This is a genomic window from Gelidibacter pelagius, assembly GCF_017581925.1.
Taxonomy (GTDB): Bacteria; Bacteroidota; Bacteroidia; order Flavobacteriales; family Flavobacteriaceae; genus Gelidibacter; species Gelidibacter pelagius.
Genome location: NZ_JAGEVG010000019.1, coordinates 67,693 through 89,034, shown reverse-complemented (window position 1 = coordinate 89,034; position 21,342 = coordinate 67,693). Strand labels below are relative to the sequence as shown.

Below are 21,342 nucleotides of genomic sequence, written 5' to 3'. Positions count from 1 at the left end.
ATTCTATAATAAAAGTTATAGAAAGCATATTCTAATAAATAAAATAGGAGTCAAAATTAAATAATCTTCCTAAAAAAACTTAGTTGTTATGCTTGGAGTATTAGAAGTAAAGGATTACTTTTGTCCCAAAGCTTTTTTATGAAAAAGATAATTATTTGTTTGTTTATTTCCGTTATCGGATATACTGTTAATGCTCAAAGGTTTTATAGTTTTGAAAAAAACTGGAAAGCTAGTGTTGGTGTCAATACTGTTGGAAGCTTAAATACGGAAAATCCTTTTAAAAGATTAGGAGATTATGCTTTCAGATTCCCACTTGCTGTTGCCCTTGAATATCAATGGGATAAAGAATTTGCTGCAGAACTAGATATCAGTCTTAATGGGTATAAAGCAGGAAACTATATTAATAAAGGTACCGCACCTCAAAATCTCACCTATTTTTCTACAAACGCCAATTTAAAATGGATTTTCACCGATCATCTGTTTGATTCAGAGCAACTTGACCTGTACTTGAGTGGAGGACTGGGCCTACTCTATGTGGATGACATGACTTCCACTGCAAACCTATCCGTTGGCGTTCAATATTGGTTTAATCAAGACATCGGTGTACGTTTTCAATCTACTTCGAAATTTGCGCTTGCTAAAAAATTATACGCCAACAACCACTTTCAACATTCATTAATGATGATTTTCCGTCTGTAAGTTTAAAAGAAAGCTGGCAGCAAATATAAAGAATAGGCAAATGCTTTGCCTCATTAAAGACTTCAGGTTTTATAACTTGAAGTCTTTTTTTTTATTAAACAGTTATGATTCCAGATTTTAAGTTTCGGGTTCAAAGTTGGTCCATGGCTAAATAGCATTGACTTCTTCAATTTCAATACGCTTTCATTACGATTAAAGTTGCAGATTTAAAGGTTCGGCTTCAACTTCAAATTCAATTTCAATTTCCCGCCTCCACTAAAGCTGCCCGCCTTCGCTTAAACTACGGTCGGGCGGGCAATTTCAAATAAATTTAACTGTATAATTATATTAGGATTTATTGAATAACATGTATAGTTGTCTTAAGACGAATCAAAACGGTCATTCTCCATAGATACTCCTATTATACAAAATCAATAAATCATGTTCGAAAACAAGAATTCATGCTATACCCCATGGAAATAAATAAGCAATTATAAAATTAAATTGAAATCACTTATTTTTAGAACCTATGAGTTAAAAATGTAATTTTGATTCATCAAAATAATAGACACTAATCAAATCCAACATTCCGAACATTCATGGACCGTCTCAAACTAATAAAATACCTGAGTTCAAATCTTGAAGTTGATGAACATGATATTTTGCCAATCGTTGAAAACTGCACGATTAAAAATGTCAAAAAAGAAGCGTTTTTATTAAGGGCAAATGAATATAGCAAGCACACATTTTTTGTCGAAAATGGACTTTTAAGACAATATTCTATAGACAGTAAAGGCAAAGAGCACACGATATCCTTTGCTCCCGAAAATTGGTTTGTATCCGATAGGGAGAGCGCCTATTTTAACGAATCCTCCACCTATTATATACAAGCCCAAGAAGACAGCAAAGTCGTACTGATAGATGAGGATTTCATCGCTAGGCTTTCAGAAAAAATCCCTGCCTTTATAGAATTTAATAACAAATTGCTTCACAACCACATTCGCCATTTACAGAACCGGGTCAATATGTTATTAAGCGCTAGCGCAGAGGAACGTTACCTCCAGTTTATTGAAATGTACCCCGATATACTTTTACGAGTTCCCCAAATTATGGTCGCTTCTTATTTGGGCATTACCCCGGAGAGTTTAAGCCGTGTCCGAAAAGAATTGGCGCGGAAAAATTTCAGGAACTAATTCCTTATCCCACATCAATGCCGCAGCGTTGAATATGGTTCATCTTCCTTTTTGTGGGTAATTATATATCAAATAACAGGACTAACTCCATATTCAGGCAACTTCTATGTTTAGGTTGGACGGAATCAATAGCCTGCGAGGATTAAAGCCCACAGATAAGAATACAACTTCTCGGGTGCGCTCAACATGACTATTAAGTCAATAGGGCTAACCTATAACCAACATATACTGGAAACCCATAGCTCACCCTGTCCATAGTCTTACTCTGCAGACTGAAAGTCTGCTTCGTGAAATAGCTGGTAAAGAATACGAAAAAACACATAATTATTCGTGATCCTGATAGCAATTGGGACGTGGCTAAATTATTCATAGAAACTTAAGCAGTACAATGAAATTATGCGGTTTTAATCTTTAACTTGAAGATAAAGCGTTTCGAACAAGGCCAATCAGGTACCATTCAAGATTTCACCTTAAGCAACTGACTTTCAGATAAGTCACTTCTTATCATACATCAATGCACAGCAGTATATTGTAGTGTATGTTTGTATCAAATTAAATGTTTAACATATAAATCTTAAAATAATGCAAACAACAGGAAAAACAACTTGGAAAGTAGATCCAACACATTCAGAAATTGAATTCAAAGTAAAACACATGATGATTTCAACAGTAACAGGTAGCTTCGGAGAATTTGACGCCGCTATTGAAGCAGCTGATGACACTTTTAAAAATGCACAATTCAGTTTCGATGCTAAAATCGACTCCATCAATACAAAAAACAGCGATAGAGACACGCATTTAAAGTCGGATGACTTTTTCAATGCTGAGAAATTCCCTAAGCTCTCTTTCAAATCAAAATCTTTTGACGGAGAAAAAATGGTCGGCGATTTGACCATTAGAGACATCACTAAGGAAGTTACTCTTAACGTTGATTTCAACGGGGTAGCTGTCGATCCATACGGCCAGACCAAATCTGGTTTTGAAGCTGAAGGATCAATTAACCGTAAGGACTTTAACTTAAGCTGGAACGCAGTAACTGAAGCAGGTAGTATTGTGGTGAGTGATAAAGTGAGATTGATAGCCAATCTTCAATTTATCAAGCAGTAATCAGAATTAAATTCGAAATTCCAAATTCGAAATTCCCTGTTTGCTGACAAGCAGGAAAATTCCAATAAAACAGAAGGTGGCAGAACCTGGGGAATTATACCCGAATAAGGGTTAAAATGCCGATCTGTTTAGTCACTTTGAGCGTAGTCAATAAAGCAAAATCAAAAGTATAGGGTATTAAAACCCGCTGATGAAGCGTCTCGACTGCGCTCAACGTGACAATTTGGTCGTTATCGGTAATTAGGCGTTGGCCTATAAAATAAAACTACCTCGTGGTGATCAATTCCAAAAAAATAAGACGAGGCAGAGCCTCGGCAAATTAAACCCAAAGTTCCCGCTTTTCAGCGGAGCATCCCGATAGCTACTGGGACGACTATCAATTTTAAATGCATTGCTTCGCAACTTTTAAAAATTGAGTTTCACTAATTAAAACGTAACTAATCAGTAATGGCTTGAGACACTCTTGTTTTACATAGGCTCTAAACATTTCAAGCCTTTCACCCTTTAGAGAGGGGTAAAGAAGGCTTGAAATATATTAATTTTTCTATTAGACTGATTGGTTACATTAAAAAATATAAAAATACCCATAAAATGAAAACAAAAACAGTAGAATTAGTAGCAAGCCCACGCGAGCCACATTTTGTTGGCGATGGCTTTAGGGTACACAACTTCATACCGAGCGGTTTTCGCTTGGATATGCAACGGATGGATCCTTTTATTATGTTGGATTATAATTCAACCTATAAATTCCCACCTTCCGATAAGCCAAAAGGGGTCGGTGTTCATCCACACAAGGGCTTTGAGACGGTAACGATAGCCTACAAGGGCAAAGTAGCCCATCATGACAGTAGTGGCGGTGGCGGCATCATAGGTGAAGGTGATATTCAATGGATGACCGCAGCCAAAGGCATATTACACAAAGAATACCACGAAGCCGAATGGAGCAAAAAAGGTGGCGACTTCCAAATGGTACAGCTCTGGGTAAACTTGCCCGCCAAGGACAAAAAGACCGAACCAAAATACCAAGCCATAAAATACAAGGATATCAGCCGCTATGAATTGCAGGATGACGCTGGAACTATTGAGGTTATCGCGGGCGAATACAAGGGCACAAAAGGTTCAGCCTCAACCTTTACTCCCGTCCATATGTTCAATGCCAAACTGAACAGAGACGGTAAAGCCGATTTTCAATTCCCGTCAGAATACAATACGGTACTCCTTGTTATCGAAGGCAAAATTATAATCAATGGGAAAGAAGAAATACCAACAGACCATTTGGCCCTAATGGCCAACGACGGTGAAACTTTCGAAATTGAAGCCAGTGATGATGCCGTAGTCTTAGTTTTAAGTGGCGAGCCCATTAACGAGCCTATTGCAGCACAAGGACCTTTTGTAATGAACACCAGAGAGGAGTTGATGGAGGCCTTCAACGATTTTAATTTAGGGAAATTTGGTTATTTGGAAGATTAGTAACATAATCCTTCTCATAAAACCAGTCGCATAAGTCTTATCGTAAATAACTAATAGTAATAACAATAAATAGTAATAATAATAGATGAAATACCAACTCAAAATCATTATCGGCAGCACCAGACCAACACGCAAAGGGCCTATCGTTGCCGATTGGTTTTTAGAAATCGCAAAACAACACTCCGATTTTGAAATAGAACTATTGGATTTAAAAGAAATAAATCTCCCATTTATGGACGAGCCGGAGCATCCAAGATTACAGAAATACACCAAAGCACATACTAAAAAATGGAGTAAAACCATTGATATTGCAGATGCCTTTGTAATCGTAACTCCGGAATATAACTATGGCTATCCCGCCACATTGAAAAATGCTCTGGATTATCTATCTGTGGAATGGGGTGAGAAACCCATGGCTTTTGTGAGTTACGGTGGCGTTTCTGGAGGAACTAGAGCGGTTCAAGATTTAAAACTGCCCGTAACCACCTTAGGCATGATGCCCTTGCCCCAAGCTGTCAATATTCCCTTTTTTACGCAATTTATCAATGAAAATGATGTTTTTGAAGCCAATGCACCTTTGGAGAAATCAGCAAACCTAATGCTGAACTCATTGAAGAAATGGACAAAAGCCTTAAAAAATATGCGTGAAAATGCGGGAGAATGATTAACTTTTAGCGTTAAACTGATAAGTTATTCAGCTTTTCAGGAATTGAAATGTTTAAATGAATTCTCATCTAAAATAAACGTATTATGAAAAATCAACTTAAGCTACCCATTCTTCCCTATAAGGAGAATGTCCAAAAGAAAATGACCCTACACCTGTTTCTACAGATTATGGGTAAAATTCGTCTGAAGATGGCACCTCGAAAAAATCATTGGTGGTACATTACTGAATATATAGAAACTCGTGGATTCTCAACGAGTCCTATCCCCTACAATTCAGGAGCAGATCAGTTTGATATGACCATAAATATCCAAAAGCATCAACTGGAAGTCAACACAAGCCGAGGAGATTTTGAGCACTTCGCTCTTCACGATAAACTTACTGTGGCCGATTTCTATAAAAAGTTGATGGGAATACTGGAAAAACTCAATATTTCGGTAGACATTGTTGATGTGCCTTTTGATTTAGGAATTGACAAGCCCTTTTCCAGAATTACTGAATACCATCATTACGACAAGGAATACACGAAGGATTTATGGAGAACAATGCTATGGATATCCAATGTTTTTAAAGAATTCGGCGGTCGTTTTTATGGCAAGACCTGTCCTGTGCATTTGTATTGGCATTCATTTGATTTAGTGGTCACACGATTCTCTGGCAACGAAGCACCACCTATGCCAGCGGATGCAAGACTATCGGACAAGGATGCGTATACACACGAATGCATCAGTTTTGGCTTTTGGGCAGGTGATGAGAATGTTCCGGAACCCGCATTCTATTCCTATACCTATCCTTCGCCTGATGGTATAGATAAGGAATCGATAAAGCCCGCTTCAGCAGAATGGATCGACAGCAACGGTAGCCCGATGGCACTTCTGAAATATAAAAACTTGTTAGAATCAGAAAACCCAAGACAAGATTTGCTCAATTTTTTAGAGTCGACCTATCAGGCGGGAGCCAAAAAAGCCAATTGGAATATTGAAAAATTCAGAGTCCCTGATCTGGAGGATTTGTAATATATCATCACCATATAAAATCTTAATAATTGATAAACAGAACATGTTATGACAACAATAGAACGAGAAGATAACGGTAAAAAAGGACGGTTCGTTATTTATTACAATGACGAAGAAGCTGGAGAAATGACTTACACGTGGGCAGGTAAGGACAAATTTATTATCGACCACACTGGTGTAGAAGATAAATTTGGCGGAAAAGGATTCGCAAAAGAACTCGTCATGGCAGGCGTAGCGTATGCACGGGACAACGACCTTAAAATCATTCCACTTTGCCCTTATGCAAAAAGCAGATTTGATCGGGATAAAAGTATAGGAGACGTTTTGGCATAAGCCTTAATGGAAAGACATAAGTTATAAATCAAGAACCTCGGGGTATTAAAACCCACTGGTGGGACTAAACCATTGTGGATTGGAAATCCATAGTTTCATATTGGCAGACTGAAATTCTGCTTTGCAAAATAACTGGTCAAGAATATGAAAAAACACAAAATTATTAGTGGCTAAAACATTTATAGAAAATAAAACAGCGGCAATAAAGCCGATAACAATCGGAAGCAAGGTTTTAACCTTTAACTAAAAATCAAATTATGGACACAAAAGAATATTCAAACGGAGAAATAACCATTTTATGGAAAGCTGAAAAATGCATCCATTCGGGAATATGTGTAAAAACATTACCCAAAGTTTACAATCCAAAAGACAGACCTTGGATAAAGCCTGAAAATGCCACTACGAAAGCGCTAATTGACCAGGTTTCAAAATGCCCTTCGGGAGCGCTGAGCATTAAATAATAACCAAGACCCTCGGGGTATTTAAATCCACTAATGGGAATTAAAGTGAGAAATGGAACGGAGTTTCATAACTTCTAATATATCGTCCGTTGACGGCACTACTATGATCTCATCTAAAAAACGTACAAAATTAAAAAACAAAGCAAAAAAGAATGAAGATTATACATCATAAAGCAGACACAAGAGGAAATGCAAATCATGGTTGGCTTAAATCAAGACACACCTTTAGTTTTGCCAATTACCACAACCCAGAGCGTATGAACTTTGGAGTGTTACGCGTATTAAACGATGACATCGTTTCTCAAAGTCAAGGTTTTGGATCGCATCCGCATAGGGACATGGAAATTATTTCTATTCCACTAGAAGGGGATCTTAAACACAAGGATAATATGGGTAATGAGACCATCATTAAAGCTGGTGATATTCAAGTAATGAGTGCTGGTACAGGTGTGATGCACTCAGAGTTTAATAACAATCCTGACCAGCCCGTCAAGTTTTTACAGATTTGGGTGATCCCTAACAAAATGAATGTAGAACCTCGTTACGGACAAATAACTGTGGCAGATAATGCAAAACCCAATGATTTTCAGCAAATTGTTTCACCTAACAAAGATGATGAAGGCGTTTGGATCCATCAAGATGCCTGGTTTCATTTAGCTAAATTTGATCAAGGAGTCGCTAAGGAATACAAGGTAAAGCAGGAAGGAAATGGCGTGTATGTATTTGTTCTTGAAGGTAAGGCTAAAATAGGAGATCAAGTTTTAGAAAAAAGAGACGGATTGGGCATTAGCGATACGGATTCATTCAAATTAGAAGCACTCGAAAACTCTGAGATTCTTTTAATGGAAGTGCCGATGTCCCTGCCTCAATAAGCAATACTGTAGGTCAATTTTAGACAAAGCACTCGCAAATGAAAACGCAATCAGAACTATATGCGACGATTGCGTTTTTTAACTTTATTCTATTTATCCCAATTAATCATTTAAATATCCCATAAAATTAGTTTCTTTTTAAAACCTTGCTTTCTAAAATGCTAGTAAGTGCTCTTAAGTAACCCAAGTAACTGTGGGCCGAGTAATTTAGATTTAATTTTGCAGACATAAATCAGGAGCTTATTTAGGCTGATTTCAATCAAGAAGCTCGGGGCAAGCCCATTGATGTTAATAAATTTTATCAAAAAACACAATTATGAATAGAGAACAAACAATTAAATATAGCGAAGGCACTATTGTAGATGTGCGTACTCCCACGGAATTTATGGGAGGCAGTGTTTCTGGAGCTGTGAATATCCCTCTTAATGAAATCCCAAATAGAATAGAAGATCTCAAAGAAATGAAAACACCTTTGATTTTATGCTGTGCCACTGGAAATAGAAGTGGCCAAGCAGAGGGTTTTTTAAGCCGTCAGGGTGTGAACTGTATCAATGGAGGCTCTTGGTTAGAAGTAAATCATTTAACCGCACAAAACGCATAATATGATCTCAAAACTTAAAGCGCTTTTAGGAATAAAACCAGCGCCAAACTACAGTCAACTTCTAAAAGAAGGTGGCGTTATTATAGACGTAAGGAGCGCAGCAGAGTTCAAGGGTGGCCACATTAAAGGCTGCAAAAACATGCCTTTGCAAACGTTAGCTGCAAACCTTAATAAACTTAAAAATAAAGATAAACCAGTCATCACCTGTTGTGCCTCTGGGATGCGAAGTGCTTCAGCAAAAAACCTGCTAAAATCAAAGGGATTCACACAGGTATACAACGGCGGAGGCTGGTCTTCACTTAATAATAAAATTTAATTACAATATGCTAAATAGGATTTTCACTAGGTGGACCTGGATAAGAGCAGCCTACTTTCTTATAGGAACTTGGGTAATCGTTCAAAGTGCGCTGGAAGGCGAATGGATTGGAGTTGTACTTGGCACTTGGCCTGCCGCTATGGGTCTCTTCGGACTTGCTTGTGCAGGAGGAAATTGTGCCACTGGGAGTTGTGAAGTAAAGCCTAGTGCAAATCATAAACAGTAACAAAACACCACTTACCTTCCTTTAAAAATTATTTTATTTTACTGTAGGTCCACATAAACTAATACTAGTTTTTTATTTTGAACATCGGCTCAAAAGTGGACGAGAGATGTCCTAAATTAAGAATAGTCGTCGTCTTTAAATGGAACAATCTTTTAAGACGAAAGTCAAATCACTACTTCAATAAATTTAGGTTATTTTTATTTAAAAGGGACCTCAGGTCTCTTTTATAAATAAAATCTCTTTCTAACTACCATTTTAATTCAGATCATATCAAATTAAATGAGCCTTTAAAAACCTAAAAACCAAGCAAGTCCTACAACTTGCTTGGTTTTGACATCCTTTGAAGATGCTAAAAGTGACCACGGAAGTATTGATGTCCCCTGGAACACCTTCTCATTTACGGGCTAAAAATAATAAAACGAAAATCACTCAACTACCTTGAGCAATCGGATTGAAGATTCCTTAAAGCTACGTTTTTAAAAAATAATAAACGAAAAAACGCTCAAGCGAGATTGAAAAGGGGATTATAGATCCCAAAGCGTTCCGCTTTGAAAGTAGTTAAAACGAAAAAACGCTCAAGCAAGCTTGGCAAGGGATTATAGATCCCAAAGCGTTCCGCTTTGAAAGTAGTTAAAACGAAAAAACGCTCAAGCGAGCTTGGCGTTTTTTCTTATTTAACTACTTATTCGTGACCACGGCGGGATTCAAACCCACGACCGCTGGAGCCGAAATCCAGTGCTCTATTCAGCTGAGCTACGTGGCCATTAATCCCTGCGAAAACAGGGATCTCTTTTTAAACTAATTAGGTTATTCTATTATTATTTCCGTCTTACTTGACTGGTTTCTTCAAAAGGTTTGTCATATTATTGGTATGACACATAATACTATCGATCAATTTCACGTCATAAAGTATATCTGAAACAATCTTTTCAATTTTCAAAATACAATAATTCCAACCTCATGGCAGACAGGAAAGCAGGGATCTCCTTTTAGGTTAACCCAACCTGTACTATCCTTTGTTGTTCTCCTCTATTGATTACAATCCTTATAATGCGATCTCAAAGAACCTTTATTTTTAAGCCAATTTAGCCTTTACTATCGTCGATATCGTTTTGCCATCAGCTTTTCCTGCCAGTTGCTGATTGACAATTCCCATCACCTTGCCCATATCTTTCATACCTTCAGCGCCAATTTTTTGGATCGCCTCAACAACTACTTTTTCAATTTCTGCTTCGCTTAGCTGTGCTGGTAAAAACTGACTGATTATTTCTGCTTGTGCCAATTCTGGTTCTGCCAAATCATTTCTGTTTTGTTCGGTATAGATAGCCGCACTATCCTTACGCTGCTTCACCAACTTTGACAAGATCTTAATCTCTTGTTCCTCTGAAATTTCTTCCTTAGAACCAGTTTCTGTCTGTGCAAGAAGGATTTCAGATTTTATGGCTCTTAAAGCCGCCAAAGCTTCTTGATCTTTACTCTTCATCGCTGCCTTCAGGGCAGTCATTAAATCTTCTTGCAAACTCATGGTCTAATTTATTTGATGCTGCGAAGATAATAAAAAGTAAGGACTGTTCGATGGGGGAATCACAGGATATTTGTAAATAGTTTTAACTGGTTTTTATTCTACTGATTAATAATTCAATGTTAAAATCCCTGCTTTCGCAGGGATATGTTTGCTATTAATCTACGTTATCGTGTAAGAATGAATTGTTACTTCGCAATTGAATATCGTCGTTATCATCAAGACCAACTGACATTCTAGAAGCCTTCAAATCTGAAGAGTACCTATTATCATCGAGATTTACACCTTGACGTTTATATGCTGGTTCCTTTTCAATTTCATCAACTTTTGCTGAACTGAATTTATAATTAAAATCTTTCATTTTACGTCGTCTTTCATCAGCACGTTCTTTTAACATGTCGGAAATTGGACTGGTCATAGGGTCAACCTCATCTGGAGCAATGGTTTCCTCTTGAGTTGGAAGTACCTTCTTCTCAAATACAATATCCTCCTCAACTTCAGGCTGTTGTTTCGTTTTCGACTTATTAATTGAAGACTCGTAAGTCATGAAATCATCGAGAGCATAGCGTTTTTCACCTGTTTCATCAGCTTGAGTCACTGAGATGATTTCGACGTGATCACGAACTTTCATGTTTTTCGTTTCGTTATCCAGTTCAAAGAGAATTCGGTTTTCATTTTTTGGAGTCTCCTCAGTTTTCTGATTGAACAGAGGCAAATCAAAAGTTAGTGTGATCTGCTCATCTTCCTCAAAAATCTCTTTTGGTGCTTCTACTTTAGACTCAATTGGAGTGATAACAAAGTCCTCTTCTTCAATATTGTCTAAAACTTCGTCATAAACAACATTAAGGTTTTTGATGAACTCGGTAGTTGGAATCAAACCCATCTTAATATCCTTCTTCTCTTCCTCTTCTACTAAAGTATGGACCACTACTTTTTCTACTTCCTTTTCAAGAACAATATCAGGCGTAATAATCGCAGGCCCACGTTCTTTAACTTCAACGTCATTACTGTCGTCTTCCAAAGCATGAATGACCTTTTTGGTCTCTGTATTTGAAATTTCGTCCTGTTGTTCAATATCAAATCCAGTAGCAATAATGGTTACAGAAATAGATTCCTCCAATTTTTCATCCTCACCAACACCCATAATGATGTTTGCACCATGTCCGGCTTCATTTTGAATATGATCATTGATCTCTCCAATTTCATCAATAGTAATTTCCTGAACACCCGAGACGATGAGCAACAATACGTTTTTGGCTCCAGTAATTTTATTATCATTTAATAGTGGTGAATCTAATGCCTTCATGATGGCATCCTGAGCACGTGTTTTGCCAGATGCTGTTGCAGACCCCATAATGGCAGTTCCGCTATTGCTTAAAACGGTTTTAGCATCACGTAAATCAATGTTTTGAGTGTAGTGATGCGTTATCACTTCCGCAATACCTCTTGAAGCGGTTGACAATACCTCATCAGCCTTTGAAAAACCGGCTTTAAAGCCCAAGTTTCCATAAACTTCACGAAGTTTATTGTTGTTGATGACCACTAAAGAATCACAATGGGCCCTTAAAGTCTCAATTCCTTTTTGTGCCTGTTCGTTTCTTATCTTACCTTCAAATAGAAATGGCATCGTCACAATACCGACGGTAAGTATTTCCAGTTCTTTGGACATCTTTGCAATAACAGGGGCAGCACCAGTACCTGTTCCTCCACCCATACCAGCGGTGATGAATACCATTTTTGTATTGGTATCCAACATTCTACGGATATCTTCTAAACTTTCAATTGCTGCCTGCTCCCCCACTTCTGGGTTTGCGCCTGCACCGAGACCTTCGGTCAAATTTACACCTAACTGAATTTTATTTGGGACACCGCTGTTGTGCAGTGCTTGGGAATCGGTGTTGCAGATGACAAAGTCAACACCTTTAATTCCTTGTTGAAACATATGGTTAATGGCATTACCGCCGCCGCCGCCTACTCCGATCACTTTTATGACGTTGGATTGGTTTTTTGGCAAATCGAATGCGATGTTTCCAAATTCATTTTTATTGCTCATAATGTTTTGGGTTTTTTCTGGATTCTTAATTAATATTTGTAATCTACTTTTTTTGTTCTGTACGTACAGGTCGCGACCTGTCTGTACAGGGCATGCCGGTTGGGGACAAGTCGCGACTTGTCCCTATTCCGCGTTATCTAAAAAATCTTTGACACGCTCTGTCAATTTATCTAAAAATGTTCGTCGTTCTCTTTTTGGTGGTTTGACCACTTCTTCTTCAACTTCAGGTGAAGACGCTATCACCTCATCAGCTGCTTCTTCGGCTTCTGCTTTTTCTATGCGCTTGCGTTCCTGACGTTTTAATCCGTCCATAACCAAACCAACTGCCGTGGCATACAATGGGCTCGCAATCTCCTCATCGCTATCACCTGCCAAATGCTCATTTGGAAAACCTATTCTGGTGTCCATGCCTGTGATATATTCCACCAACTGTTTTAAATGTTTAAGCTGTGCGCCGCCACCAGTCAAAACAATACCTGCGATAAGCTTCTTCTTTTGCTCTTCGTGACCGTAATTTTTAATTTCAACATATACCTGTTCAACAATCTCCACAACACGTGCATGAATTATTTTGGATAGGTTTTTAAGTGTAATTTCCTTTGGCTCTCTTCCTCTTAGTCCGGGAATGGAAACAATCTCATTGTCCTTATTTTCTCCCGGCCATGCGGAACCAAATTTTATTTTTAATAATTCGGCTTGCTTTTCAATGATGGAACAGCCTTCTTTGATGTCTTCAGTAATCACATTGCCGCCAAAAGGAATGACTGCTGTATGACGAATGATACCATCTTTAAAAACAGCTAAATCTGTTGTACCACCTCCTATATCAATCAACGCTACACCAGCTTCTTTCTCTTCCTGACTCAAAACGGCGTTTGCCGATGCCAAAGGTTCCAAAGTAATGCCTTCCAACTCCAAGCCTGAACTCTTCACGCAACGACCAATGTTTCTGATGGATGACACCTGACCTACAACCACATGGAAATTGGCTTCCAATCGGCCGCCATACATTCCAATAGGTTCCTTGATTTCGGCTTGGCCATCAATTTTATATTCCTGAGGCAATACATGGATGATCTCCTCTCCAGGGAGCATCACCAGTTTGTGAACTTGGTTGATCAATCGGTCAATGTCCTCTTCATCAATCACCAATTCAGAATTTGAACGTGTGATATAATCGCTGTGCTGTAAACTTCTGATGTGCTGACCTGCAATCCCAACTGTTACTTCTTCAATTTTCACCCCGCTCTCTGCCTCTGCTTCTTGAACAGCCTGTTGAATTGATTGAATGGTTTGCGTGATATTATTGACAACGCCCCTGTGCACACCCAAACTCTTGGCTCTTCCAATTCCTAAAATTTCGGCCTTGCCATATTCATTTTTACGACCGATCATAGCGACGATCTTCGTCGTACCTACATCCAATCCTACTGAAATTTTATTATTTTCCATCTTTTACTTTTTGGTACCTATAACCTGTTTATCAAATCTGAGATTAACGGCACTGTAATTATTTAAAGTACCATCTTTCATCGCTTTTTGGTAGAAAGCCTTAAGATTATTTATCTTTTTATCCAATTGGTCCAACGAACCCAACTGTATCCTAAAATCATTTAATCTAAATTTTAGATCAATGTTTCCATTTTCCTTCTGGTGAATCTCTGTAACATGCTTTTTTAAAAACTCATCGCTTTGAACCTTTTTAGCAACAACGAACACGTTATATAATTCATTTTTAAGCACAAAACCAGTAACTAAGGGTACTCTTGACGAGTAATTTGTTGATAACGGCATATAAGAACCTTCATCATCAATATAATAAGACGCATTAGTACTGACTCTTGCTATAGGTTTCTTTTGCTCGATCTCAGCAGTCAATGTGCCATCAACGTTGATGAACACTTGCGCGCGCTTGATCATGACATTGGCGTTCAGGGCAGATTCCAAGTCGTTCAAAGCTATAGTTTCTTTAGGCTTATTGGAAACACTTTGCTGGTTTTGTATTAACAACTTACTAACAGCGTCATGCGTTACAAATAAATTCTCATCACCCAAGAATTTAATATTCGGTTCACTCACTTTTCTGGCTGAATTCCGAACGGAGGAAAACGCGAAAAGAAAGATTACCAAAAAAAGCAATCCAATGATTTTTATATAATTATAATTTATTTTCAAGTTCTAAAGCTCGTTTTATATATTTTACTTGCTCTCCAATATCCCCTGCCCCTATAGTCAAAATGACAGGAGCATCTGAGGCCAATACTTCTGAAATCAACTCCGATTTCTGGACTAATTTCTTGTTCTTATTTTCAATTTTTGTCAATAACCAATCCGATGTGATCCCCTCCATTGGCAATTCTCTTGCAGGATAAATATCGAGCAATAGAATCTGGTCAAATTGTGAAAGGCTTTTTGCAAAATCGTCTGCGAAATCACGGGTCCGACTATACAAATGCGGCTGAAAAATAGCCAACACCTTTTTCCCTGGATACATTTCCCTAACCGCTTGGTGCACCGCATTGATTTCTCCAGGATGATGTGCGTAATCATCAATAAACACCAAATCGTCAGTTTTGATTTGATAGGTAAAGCGTCGTTTGACCCCTTTGTAAGATGCTAAAGCTTTGGCGAGCTGCTGGTGAGGGATGCCATATTCGACAGACATCGCCAAGGCCATTAGTGCATTCGACAGATTATGTCTGCCAGGTAGGTCAAATCTAAAATTGTGCAGTGTTCCATTTGGCGTTTTTACGTCAAACTCATAACTGCCATTGATGATTTTTACGTTTTGAGCGGAATAATCAGAATCATCTTCTATTCCGTAAGTAATACCTTCAACTGGTAAACCATTTTTAACAAACAACTTACCGTTTGGTTTTAATTTTTTTGTAAACTCAATAAATGATTTTTCAAGTTCTTCAGCTTCACCATAAATATCAAGATGATCGGGCTCCATGGAGGTCAAGCCAGCCATATCCGGTGATAAGGTGAGAAACGAACGGTCAAATTCATCAGCTTCAACAACGGTCACTTCAGTACCTCTTAGTATGAAGTTTGAATTATAATTCTCACTCACACCTCCTAAAAACGCAGTAACAGGAACATTGCATTCATAGAGCAAATGTCCTAAAATACTCGTTGTTGTCGTTTTGCCATGAGTTCCAGCAACCGCCAAGCAAAACGTGTTTTTAGTGATTTCTCCAAGAACTACTGAACGCTTTAATACTTCAAAGTCATGATCTTTAAAATAGTTAAACTCCAGATGGCCCTTAGGGATTGCAGGTGTATAAACGACTAAAGTATCTTTCGGATTCAAGAATGCCGATGGTATTTTCTCAATGGCATCCTCAAAATGAATCTCCGCTCCAAGTTCGTCCAAAGCAACTGTGATGTCCGTCTTGGTTCGGTCATAACCAGCCACCGACTTGCCTTCCGCAATAAAATATCGTGCAAGCGCGCTCATTCCGATACCTCCGATGCCGATGAAATAGACGTTAGCCCATCCCAAACCCTTCACCAAGGGAAGGGCTTTAGCATTGTTTTCTATATTTAGATTCTTTTTATTCATCCTTATTTAGTTTCTTCCCTTTGGGAAGACGGAAGATGGGATAAGAGTTTCTCAACCTCATCCGCGATATCTTTTGTCGCGTTTACCAAAGCTAATTTCTTTATATTTTCACTTAGTACTTGTTGCTTTTCTGGGGAAGCTACCAACTGTGCAAATCTGTTTTCAAAATCGACATCTAAATCCGCTTCTTTAATCAATAATGCCGCACCCCTATCAACAACAGCCATGGCATTCTTGGTTTGATGGTCTTCAGCAACATTAGGTGATGGAATGAAAATGACCGGCTTTCCTACCACACATAATTCCGAAACAGAACTTGCTCCCGCTCTCGAAATGATGAAATCTGCAGCGGCGTAAGCTAAATCCATGTTATTCAAAAAAGCATGCACTTGTACATTTTCAGTCGTATTATACTTTTTATAAATTTCGTAATACAACTTCCCGCATTGCCAGATCACTTGAACATTTTGGGTTTGAAAAAATTCCAATTCTTTTTCAATCAATTCATTGATCCGTCTTGCTCCCAAACTACCTCCTAAAACAAGTAAGGTATGCTTGCCATGCTTTTGCTTAAAGACATCCTTTGCCTCTACCGACTTATTATCAATCTGCAATAAATCCTGACGAATAGGATTGCCCGTTTTAATTAATTTATCTTTTGGAAAAAAGCGCTCCAATCCATCGTAGGCTACACAAATTTTATCTACTTTTTTACCCAATAGCTTATTGGTAATGCCTGGAAACGAATTTTGCTCCTGAATCAAACTCGGAATGCCTTTGAAAGTGGCAATCTGCAATAGTGGTCCACTCGCAAAACCACCAGTTCCTATAGCAACATCCGGTTTAAAATTTTTAATAATTTTTCTTGCCCGCAATAAACTAACAATCAATTTTGCCGGAAAAGCCATATTTTTTAAAGTCAACTTACGTTCAATTCCCGAAATCCAAAGTCCCTCAATTTTGTAACCTGCCTGAGGCACTTTCTCCATCTCCATCCGATCCAAAGCACCAACAAAAAGAAACTCCGCATCCGGAAATCGTGATTTCAACTCATTGGCAATAGCAATGGCAGGATAGATATGTCCTCCGGTACCGCCTCCCGAGAGAATGATTTTGTATGTTTCTTTTTTTGTCACTTCTATTTTAAATTCTAACAGCTTAAATAAAATGCTGGAGCTTTATAATTTATTTTATTACGTTTTTAAACCTACAAGGTTTTTAAAACCTTGCAGGTTGATCAAATTGCCTCACTCAATATTTCCAGGGGATTATCCAACCCTTCTTCTTGTTCTTTCAATTCCTCCCGCTTTGCACTGACACTCAAAATAATGCCAATAGCCATACAGGTCATCCAAATAGAGGTCCCTCCACTACTGATCAATGGCAAAGTTTGTCCCGTTACCGGGAACAATTCTACCGCCACCGCCATATTGATGAACGCTTGAAACACGATAGGCAAGCCCACACCAAGCACCACTAATTTTCCAAAAACCGTATCTGATTTTTGTGCGATGATCACAATCCTAAAAAGCAACCAACAATACACCACCAAAATAACCAACCCACCTATCAAGCCATATTCTTCCACAATAATCGCGAAAATGAAATCCGATGACGATTGTGGCAAAAAGTTCTTTTGAACACTTTTACCTGGACCCAATCCTGTTATTTCGCCTGTCGCAATTGCAATTTTTGCTTTTTCAATTTGGTAATCCGCTTCTGTGTCCTCGCCATTTGAAAAGTTTTCAATACGGCTCATCCAAGTATCAATACGATTTGGCATCACCTCTGGAAATGCTTTTGCGGTCAAAACAAATAAGCCTAAAACCAAAACCCCAGTACCAATGATGACCACCAGATAACGAACTGGATAACCACCGATAAATGTCAACACCATGACCATAGAAAACATAATGGCCGCAGTTGAGAAGTTGGCAGGAAGAATCAATATCAGCACTAAAAAAACTGGCATCCATAATGGTAAAATGGATTCCGTAAAGCTAATGTCCCGATCTTGAATTTTTGATAGATATCGCGCCACATATACCATCAACACTACAGCGGCAAACGTGGATGTTTGAAAGGACATCCCCACGATTGGAATTTGGATCCATCTGCTTGCGTTTGCGCCCTCGATAGTATTCCCTTGAAACATGGTCATCACCAATAATATCAAAACAATAGGCATCATGACCATGGAAAGCCCCCTGAAATAACGATAAGGCACTCGATGGACGCCATACATAATGGCAAAACCCAAGAATAGGTGCATGAAATGCTTTACAAAAAACGAGAAGGTACTTCCAGAACTGGCAGTATATGCCAAATTACTGGAAGAACTGTAAACAGGAAGGAATGAGAAAATTGCCAACAATGCGACAATTGCCCAAATCAACCGATCTCCTTTTATGTTTTTATATATTGCGTCCATGCTTATTCCGACACTTTCCTAATTGGAAAAACTTTCATTTTATTTATTTTTTCTGTTTTACAAATTTCTTACAGCGTCTTTAAATTGTCGTCCTCTATCTTCGTAATTCTCAAACAAATCAAAGCTTGCACATGCTGGAGACAACAATACCGTATCACCAGTCTCAGCTATCTTGTATGCGATTTTAACTGCTTCACTCATATACTGTGTCTCTACAATGGTATCGACCATCTTTCCAAAAGTGTTCAGTAGCTTCTCATTATCCACACCAAGGCAGATGATTGCTTTTACCTTTTCATTAATAAAGGGAAACAATTCTCTGTAATCATTGCCCTTGTCAACACCTCCAACAATCCAAATGGTTGGCGATTCCATGCTGTCTAAAGCAAAATAAGTAGCATTGACATTGGTTGCCTTCGAATCATTGATATATCGAACCTTATTTATTTTTAATACTTTCTCCAAACGGTGTTCAACACCTTGAAAATTTTCTAAACTCTCACGGATGGTCTGTTTTCTTATTTTCAACAAATGCGCTACGGTTGATGCAGCCATTTGGTTTTTTATATTGTGCTTACCCTCTAAAGCTAAATTTGTTGTTGACATAATTATCTGATTGTTATCTATCGTTATTTTAATTTCTTCTTTGTCTAAATACGCGCCATTCTCAATAATTTTCGCCAATGAAAATGGCAATAATGTGGATTGAATTTTATGTGATTTGAGCCATTCAACGATCACCTCATCGTCGGCATCGTAAATCAGGTAATCGTCTTTGGTTTGATTCATGACAATCCTGAATTTTGATGTGATATAATTCTCAAACTTATAATCATATCGATCCAAATGATCTGGTGTGATGTTCAGCAAAACAGCTATATGTGGTTTAAAATCGACGATATCGTCCAATTGAAAACTACTGATTTCCAGCACATAATTTGGATAATCATGCTCCAAAATCTGCTGCGCAAAACTTTTACCAATATTGCCAGACAAGCCTACCTCCAATTCTTGTTTCAGAATATGATGGATTAGGCTGGCTGTCGTCGTCTTGCCATTACTTCCTGTAACCCCTACAATAGTTGCATTGGTAAATTTTGATGCAAATTCAATTTCAGAAACCACCTGAATCCCTTTCTCTCTTATTTGCTTCACCAAAGCCACTTTATCAGGAATCCCTGGACTTTTCATCACGATGTCTGCATCAAGAATCTTAGACTCTGTATGCTGTTCATCTTCAAATTCAATCTCATTATGTATAAGAACTTCCTTGTACTTCTCTTTAATCTTTCCTTTATCCGAAAGGAATACGTCGTAACCTTTTGCCTTTCCTAATAGCGCTGTTCCGACACCGCTTTCTCCACCTCCTAAAATGACCAACCTCGTTTTTACCACGAATTCACGAATGATTATTGTTAAATTTCGATTTCAAAACTCCCTGCCTTTGGAAAAGAAGAGAGTTTTAAAACATTACTGTTTACTAACTTTATTTATTACTCATTGCTCTTGACTTTCAAAATCATCTTTTAAACACTAAGATTCCTGCCTTCACAAGAATTAAACTATCTGATTTTCAACGTCACAATCGATACAATCGCAAGCAAAATCCCGACAATCCAAAAACGCGTGGCGATTTTACTTTCGTGGTAGCCGGATTTTTGATAATGATGGTGCAATGGTGCCATCTTAAAAATTCGTCGTCCTTCGCCATATTTCTTTTTGGTATATTTAAACCAACCTACTTGCATGACCACTGATAAATTTTCCACTAAAAAAATACCGCACAACACTGGAATCAACCATTCTTTACGCACTGCAATGGCAATTACTGCAATAATCCCCCCTATGGTCAAACTACCTGTATCCCCCATAAACACTTGTGCCGGATACGTATTATACCATAGAAACCCTATAAGCGCTCCTACAAATGCAGCGATGTAAATAGTGATCTCTTCCACCCTTGGGATAAACATGATGTTGAGATAATCTGAAAAAATAATGTTTCCAGAAACCCATGCAAAAATCCCCAATGTAAGTACAATTATGGCCGACGTTCCTGCTGCCAGCCCATCTATGCCATCCGTTAGATTCGCTCCATTTGACACCGCGGTAATAATAAAAATGGTCGCCAAAATGAAAATAATCCACGTATACTTTTCCAAGCTTGGACTGATCCAAGTCATCAAACGAGCGTAATTAAATTCATTTTCCTTGACAAATGGAATTGTTGTTTTTGTCGACTTCTCTTCCGCTTGAAACAGCTTCGCTGCTTCTACATTAGGATTGTCAGCCAAGATTTCCTTTTGTTGTGCCGTTGGCAGCTTCTCTCTAATGGTAACGTCTTCATGAAAATAAAGCGTCGCGCCAACAATAATTCCTAATCCAATTTGTCCTAATACTTTAAACCGCCCCTTTAACCCTTCTTTATCGTTCTTGAATTTTTTAATATAATCATCCAAAAATCCAATTGCCCCCATCCAAAGCGTGGTGACAACCAATAAAATGATATAGATATTATCAATTTTAGCGAACAAGATCACCGGAATAAGCGTGGCAATAATGATGATGATCCCACCCATGGTAGGCGTCCCTGCTTTTTCAACCTGACCATCCAATCCTAAATCCCTAATGGTTTCTCCTACTTGCTGCTTTTGTAAAAACTTAATAATACGCTTACCATATATCGTTGATATCAGCAACGACAAAATGATCGTCATGGCCGCCCTAAACGTGATAAATCCGAAGAGGGAAGATCCGGGAAAATCAAAGTGTTGTTTTAAATATTCAAAGAGGTAATAAAGCATCTTTTATTGGTTTCTTGTTTTTGGTTT

Annotated in this window: 21 protein-coding genes and 1 tRNA gene; 12 read left to right on the top strand and 10 right to left on the bottom strand. The window is 38.2% G+C overall.

Features of this window, described 5'->3' with window-relative positions; translation table 11 throughout:
- Nucleotides 1-138 precede the first annotated feature (138 nt).
- The 12 genes from J4051_RS15420 (at nt 139) to J4051_RS15365 (ending at nt 8,937) form a co-directional block, all read left to right on the top strand.
- Entirely contained in the window at nt 139-699 is a 561-nt protein-coding gene (locus tag J4051_RS15420) for a hypothetical protein (protein ID WP_208234773.1), read from the top strand.
- Nucleotides 700-1,277: 578 nt separating this feature from the next.
- Nucleotides 1,278-1,871: a Crp/Fnr family transcriptional regulator gene (locus J4051_RS15415; RefSeq protein WP_208234772.1), complete on the top strand. Its 594-nt coding sequence runs from the start codon at nt 1,278-1,280 to the stop codon at nt 1,869-1,871.
- A 582-nt stretch (nt 1,872-2,453) separates the two neighbouring features.
- On the top strand, nt 2,454-2,978 hold the full coding sequence (locus tag J4051_RS15410) for a YceI family protein (RefSeq protein ID WP_208234771.1): 525 nt from the start codon (nt 2,454-2,456) through the stop codon (nt 2,976-2,978).
- A 591-nt stretch (nt 2,979-3,569) separates the two neighbouring features.
- Nucleotides 3,570-4,448, top strand: a complete 879-nt coding sequence (locus J4051_RS15405) for a pirin family protein (protein ID WP_208234770.1) — start codon at nt 3,570-3,572, stop codon at nt 4,446-4,448.
- An 85-nt stretch (nt 4,449-4,533) separates the two neighbouring features.
- The gene (locus J4051_RS15400; protein WP_208234769.1) at nt 4,534-5,112 is read left to right on the top strand and encodes an NADPH-dependent FMN reductase; all 579 of its coding nucleotides are present in this window, start codon (nt 4,534-4,536) and stop codon (nt 5,110-5,112) included.
- A gap of 86 nt (nt 5,113-5,198) precedes the next feature.
- The gene (locus J4051_RS15395; RefSeq protein ID WP_208234768.1) at nt 5,199-6,128 is read left to right on the top strand and encodes a DUF5996 family protein; all 930 of its coding nucleotides are present in this window, start codon (nt 5,199-5,201) and stop codon (nt 6,126-6,128) included.
- A gap of 48 nt (nt 6,129-6,176) precedes the next feature.
- On the top strand, nt 6,177-6,461 hold the full coding sequence (locus tag J4051_RS15390) for a GNAT family N-acetyltransferase (RefSeq protein WP_208234767.1): 285 nt from the start codon (nt 6,177-6,179) through the stop codon (nt 6,459-6,461).
- 257 nt (nt 6,462-6,718) lie between these two features.
- Entirely contained in the window at nt 6,719-6,922 is a 204-nt protein-coding gene (locus tag J4051_RS15385) for a (4Fe-4S)-binding protein (protein WP_208234766.1), read from the top strand.
- 152 nt (nt 6,923-7,074) lie between these two features.
- Nucleotides 7,075-7,794 (top strand): pirin family protein, encoded by a 720-nt coding sequence (locus J4051_RS15380; RefSeq protein ID WP_208234765.1) that lies wholly within the window; start codon nt 7,075-7,077, stop codon nt 7,792-7,794.
- Between the two features lie 316 nt (nt 7,795-8,110).
- On the top strand, nt 8,111-8,395 hold the full coding sequence (locus J4051_RS15375; RefSeq protein ID WP_208234764.1) for a rhodanese-like domain-containing protein: 285 nt from the start codon (nt 8,111-8,113) through the stop codon (nt 8,393-8,395).
- A gap of 1 nt (nt 8,396) precedes the next feature.
- Nucleotides 8,397-8,711, top strand: a complete 315-nt coding sequence (locus tag J4051_RS15370; RefSeq protein ID WP_208234763.1) for a rhodanese-like domain-containing protein — start codon at nt 8,397-8,399, stop codon at nt 8,709-8,711.
- 7 nt (nt 8,712-8,718) lie between these two features.
- The gene (locus J4051_RS15365; RefSeq protein WP_208234762.1) at nt 8,719-8,937 is read left to right on the top strand and encodes a hypothetical protein; all 219 of its coding nucleotides are present in this window, start codon (nt 8,719-8,721) and stop codon (nt 8,935-8,937) included.
- Between the two features lie 689 nt (nt 8,938-9,626).
- Here J4051_RS15365 and J4051_RS15360 read toward each other — a convergent pair.
- From J4051_RS15360 to mraY, 10 genes are all read right to left on the bottom strand, one after another.
- Nucleotides 9,627-9,700 (bottom strand) — tRNA-Arg (locus J4051_RS15360).
- A 312-nt stretch (nt 9,701-10,012) separates the two neighbouring features.
- Nucleotides 10,013-10,462 (bottom strand): GatB/YqeY domain-containing protein, encoded by a 450-nt coding sequence (locus J4051_RS15355; RefSeq protein ID WP_208234761.1) that lies wholly within the window; start codon nt 10,460-10,462, stop codon nt 10,013-10,015.
- A gap of 154 nt (nt 10,463-10,616) precedes the next feature.
- Nucleotides 10,617-12,512, bottom strand: coding sequence for a cell division protein FtsZ (ftsZ, locus tag J4051_RS15350; RefSeq protein ID WP_208234760.1), 1,896 nt, complete (start codon nt 12,510-12,512; stop codon nt 10,617-10,619).
- Nucleotides 12,513-12,635: 123 nt separating this feature from the next.
- Entirely contained in the window at nt 12,636-13,964 is a 1,329-nt protein-coding gene (gene ftsA / locus J4051_RS15345; protein ID WP_208234759.1) for a cell division protein FtsA, read from the bottom strand.
- A 3-nt stretch (nt 13,965-13,967) separates the two neighbouring features.
- The gene (locus J4051_RS15340) at nt 13,968-14,591 is read right to left on the bottom strand and encodes a cell division protein FtsQ/DivIB (protein WP_317192728.1); all 624 of its coding nucleotides are present in this window, start codon (nt 14,589-14,591) and stop codon (nt 13,968-13,970) included.
- Between the two features lie 79 nt (nt 14,592-14,670).
- Nucleotides 14,671-16,080, bottom strand: coding sequence for a UDP-N-acetylmuramate--L-alanine ligase (gene murC / locus J4051_RS15335; protein ID WP_208234757.1), 1,410 nt, complete (start codon nt 16,078-16,080; stop codon nt 14,671-14,673).
- Nucleotides 16,081-16,082: 2 nt separating this feature from the next.
- Entirely contained in the window at nt 16,083-17,216 is a 1,134-nt protein-coding gene (gene murG / locus J4051_RS15330) for an undecaprenyldiphospho-muramoylpentapeptide beta-N-acetylglucosaminyltransferase (RefSeq protein ID WP_208234756.1), read from the bottom strand.
- A 101-nt stretch (nt 17,217-17,317) separates the two neighbouring features.
- On the bottom strand, nt 17,318-18,511 hold the full coding sequence (locus tag J4051_RS15325; RefSeq protein WP_208234755.1) for an FtsW/RodA/SpoVE family cell cycle protein: 1,194 nt from the start codon (nt 18,509-18,511) through the stop codon (nt 17,318-17,320).
- Between the two features lie 57 nt (nt 18,512-18,568).
- On the bottom strand, nt 18,569-19,906 hold the full coding sequence (gene murD / locus J4051_RS15320; RefSeq protein WP_208234754.1) for a UDP-N-acetylmuramoyl-L-alanine--D-glutamate ligase: 1,338 nt from the start codon (nt 19,904-19,906) through the stop codon (nt 18,569-18,571).
- Nucleotides 19,907-20,073: 167 nt separating this feature from the next.
- Nucleotides 20,074-21,315 carry a phospho-N-acetylmuramoyl-pentapeptide-transferase gene (gene mraY / locus J4051_RS15315; protein ID WP_208234753.1) on the bottom strand — a complete coding sequence of 414 codons (1,242 nt, stop codon included), beginning with the start codon at nt 21,313-21,315 and terminating at the stop codon, nt 20,074-20,076.
- Nucleotides 21,316-21,342 lie beyond the last annotated feature (27 nt).

Bases quoted from the DNA above. Each gene is read 5' to 3' on its own strand.
- murC (WP_208234757.1), bottom strand. From the start codon at position 16,080: ATGAATAAAAAGAATCTAAATATAGAAAACAATGCTAAAGCCCTTCCC.
- ftsZ (WP_208234760.1), bottom strand. From the start codon at position 12,512: ATGAGCAATAAAAATGAATTTGGAAACATCGCATTCGATTTGCCAAAA.
- J4051_RS15370 (WP_208234763.1), top strand. From the start codon at position 8,397: ATGATCTCAAAACTTAAAGCGCTTTTAGGAATAAAACCAGCGCCAAAC.
- J4051_RS15400 (WP_208234769.1), top strand. From the start codon at position 4,534: ATGAAATACCAACTCAAAATCATTATCGGCAGCACCAGACCAACACGC.
- J4051_RS15415 (WP_208234772.1), top strand. From the start codon at position 1,278: ATGGACCGTCTCAAACTAATAAAATACCTGAGTTCAAATCTTGAAGTT.
- J4051_RS15405 (WP_208234770.1), top strand. From the start codon at position 3,570: ATGAAAACAAAAACAGTAGAATTAGTAGCAAGCCCACGCGAGCCACAT.
- J4051_RS15355 (WP_208234761.1), bottom strand. From the start codon at position 10,462: ATGAGTTTGCAAGAAGATTTAATGACTGCCCTGAAGGCAGCGATGAAG.
- J4051_RS15390 (WP_208234767.1), top strand. From the start codon at position 6,177: ATGACAACAATAGAACGAGAAGATAACGGTAAAAAAGGACGGTTCGTT.
- ftsA (WP_208234759.1), bottom strand. From the start codon at position 13,964: ATGGAAAATAATAAAATTTCAGTAGGATTGGATGTAGGTACGACGAAG.
- J4051_RS15365 (WP_208234762.1), top strand. From the start codon at position 8,719: ATGCTAAATAGGATTTTCACTAGGTGGACCTGGATAAGAGCAGCCTAC.
- J4051_RS15380 (WP_208234765.1), top strand. From the start codon at position 7,075: ATGAAGATTATACATCATAAAGCAGACACAAGAGGAAATGCAAATCAT.
- J4051_RS15375 (WP_208234764.1), top strand. From the start codon at position 8,111: ATGAATAGAGAACAAACAATTAAATATAGCGAAGGCACTATTGTAGAT.
- J4051_RS15385 (WP_208234766.1), top strand. From the start codon at position 6,719: ATGGACACAAAAGAATATTCAAACGGAGAAATAACCATTTTATGGAAA.
- J4051_RS15325 (WP_208234755.1), bottom strand. From the start codon at position 18,511: ATGGACGCAATATATAAAAACATAAAAGGAGATCGGTTGATTTGGGCA.
- J4051_RS15420 (WP_208234773.1), top strand. From the start codon at position 139: ATGAAAAAGATAATTATTTGTTTGTTTATTTCCGTTATCGGATATACT.
- J4051_RS15410 (WP_208234771.1), top strand. From the start codon at position 2,454: ATGCAAACAACAGGAAAAACAACTTGGAAAGTAGATCCAACACATTCA.
- J4051_RS15395 (WP_208234768.1), top strand. From the start codon at position 5,199: ATGAAAAATCAACTTAAGCTACCCATTCTTCCCTATAAGGAGAATGTC.
- mraY (WP_208234753.1), bottom strand. From the start codon at position 21,315: ATGCTTTATTACCTCTTTGAATATTTAAAACAACACTTTGATTTTCCC.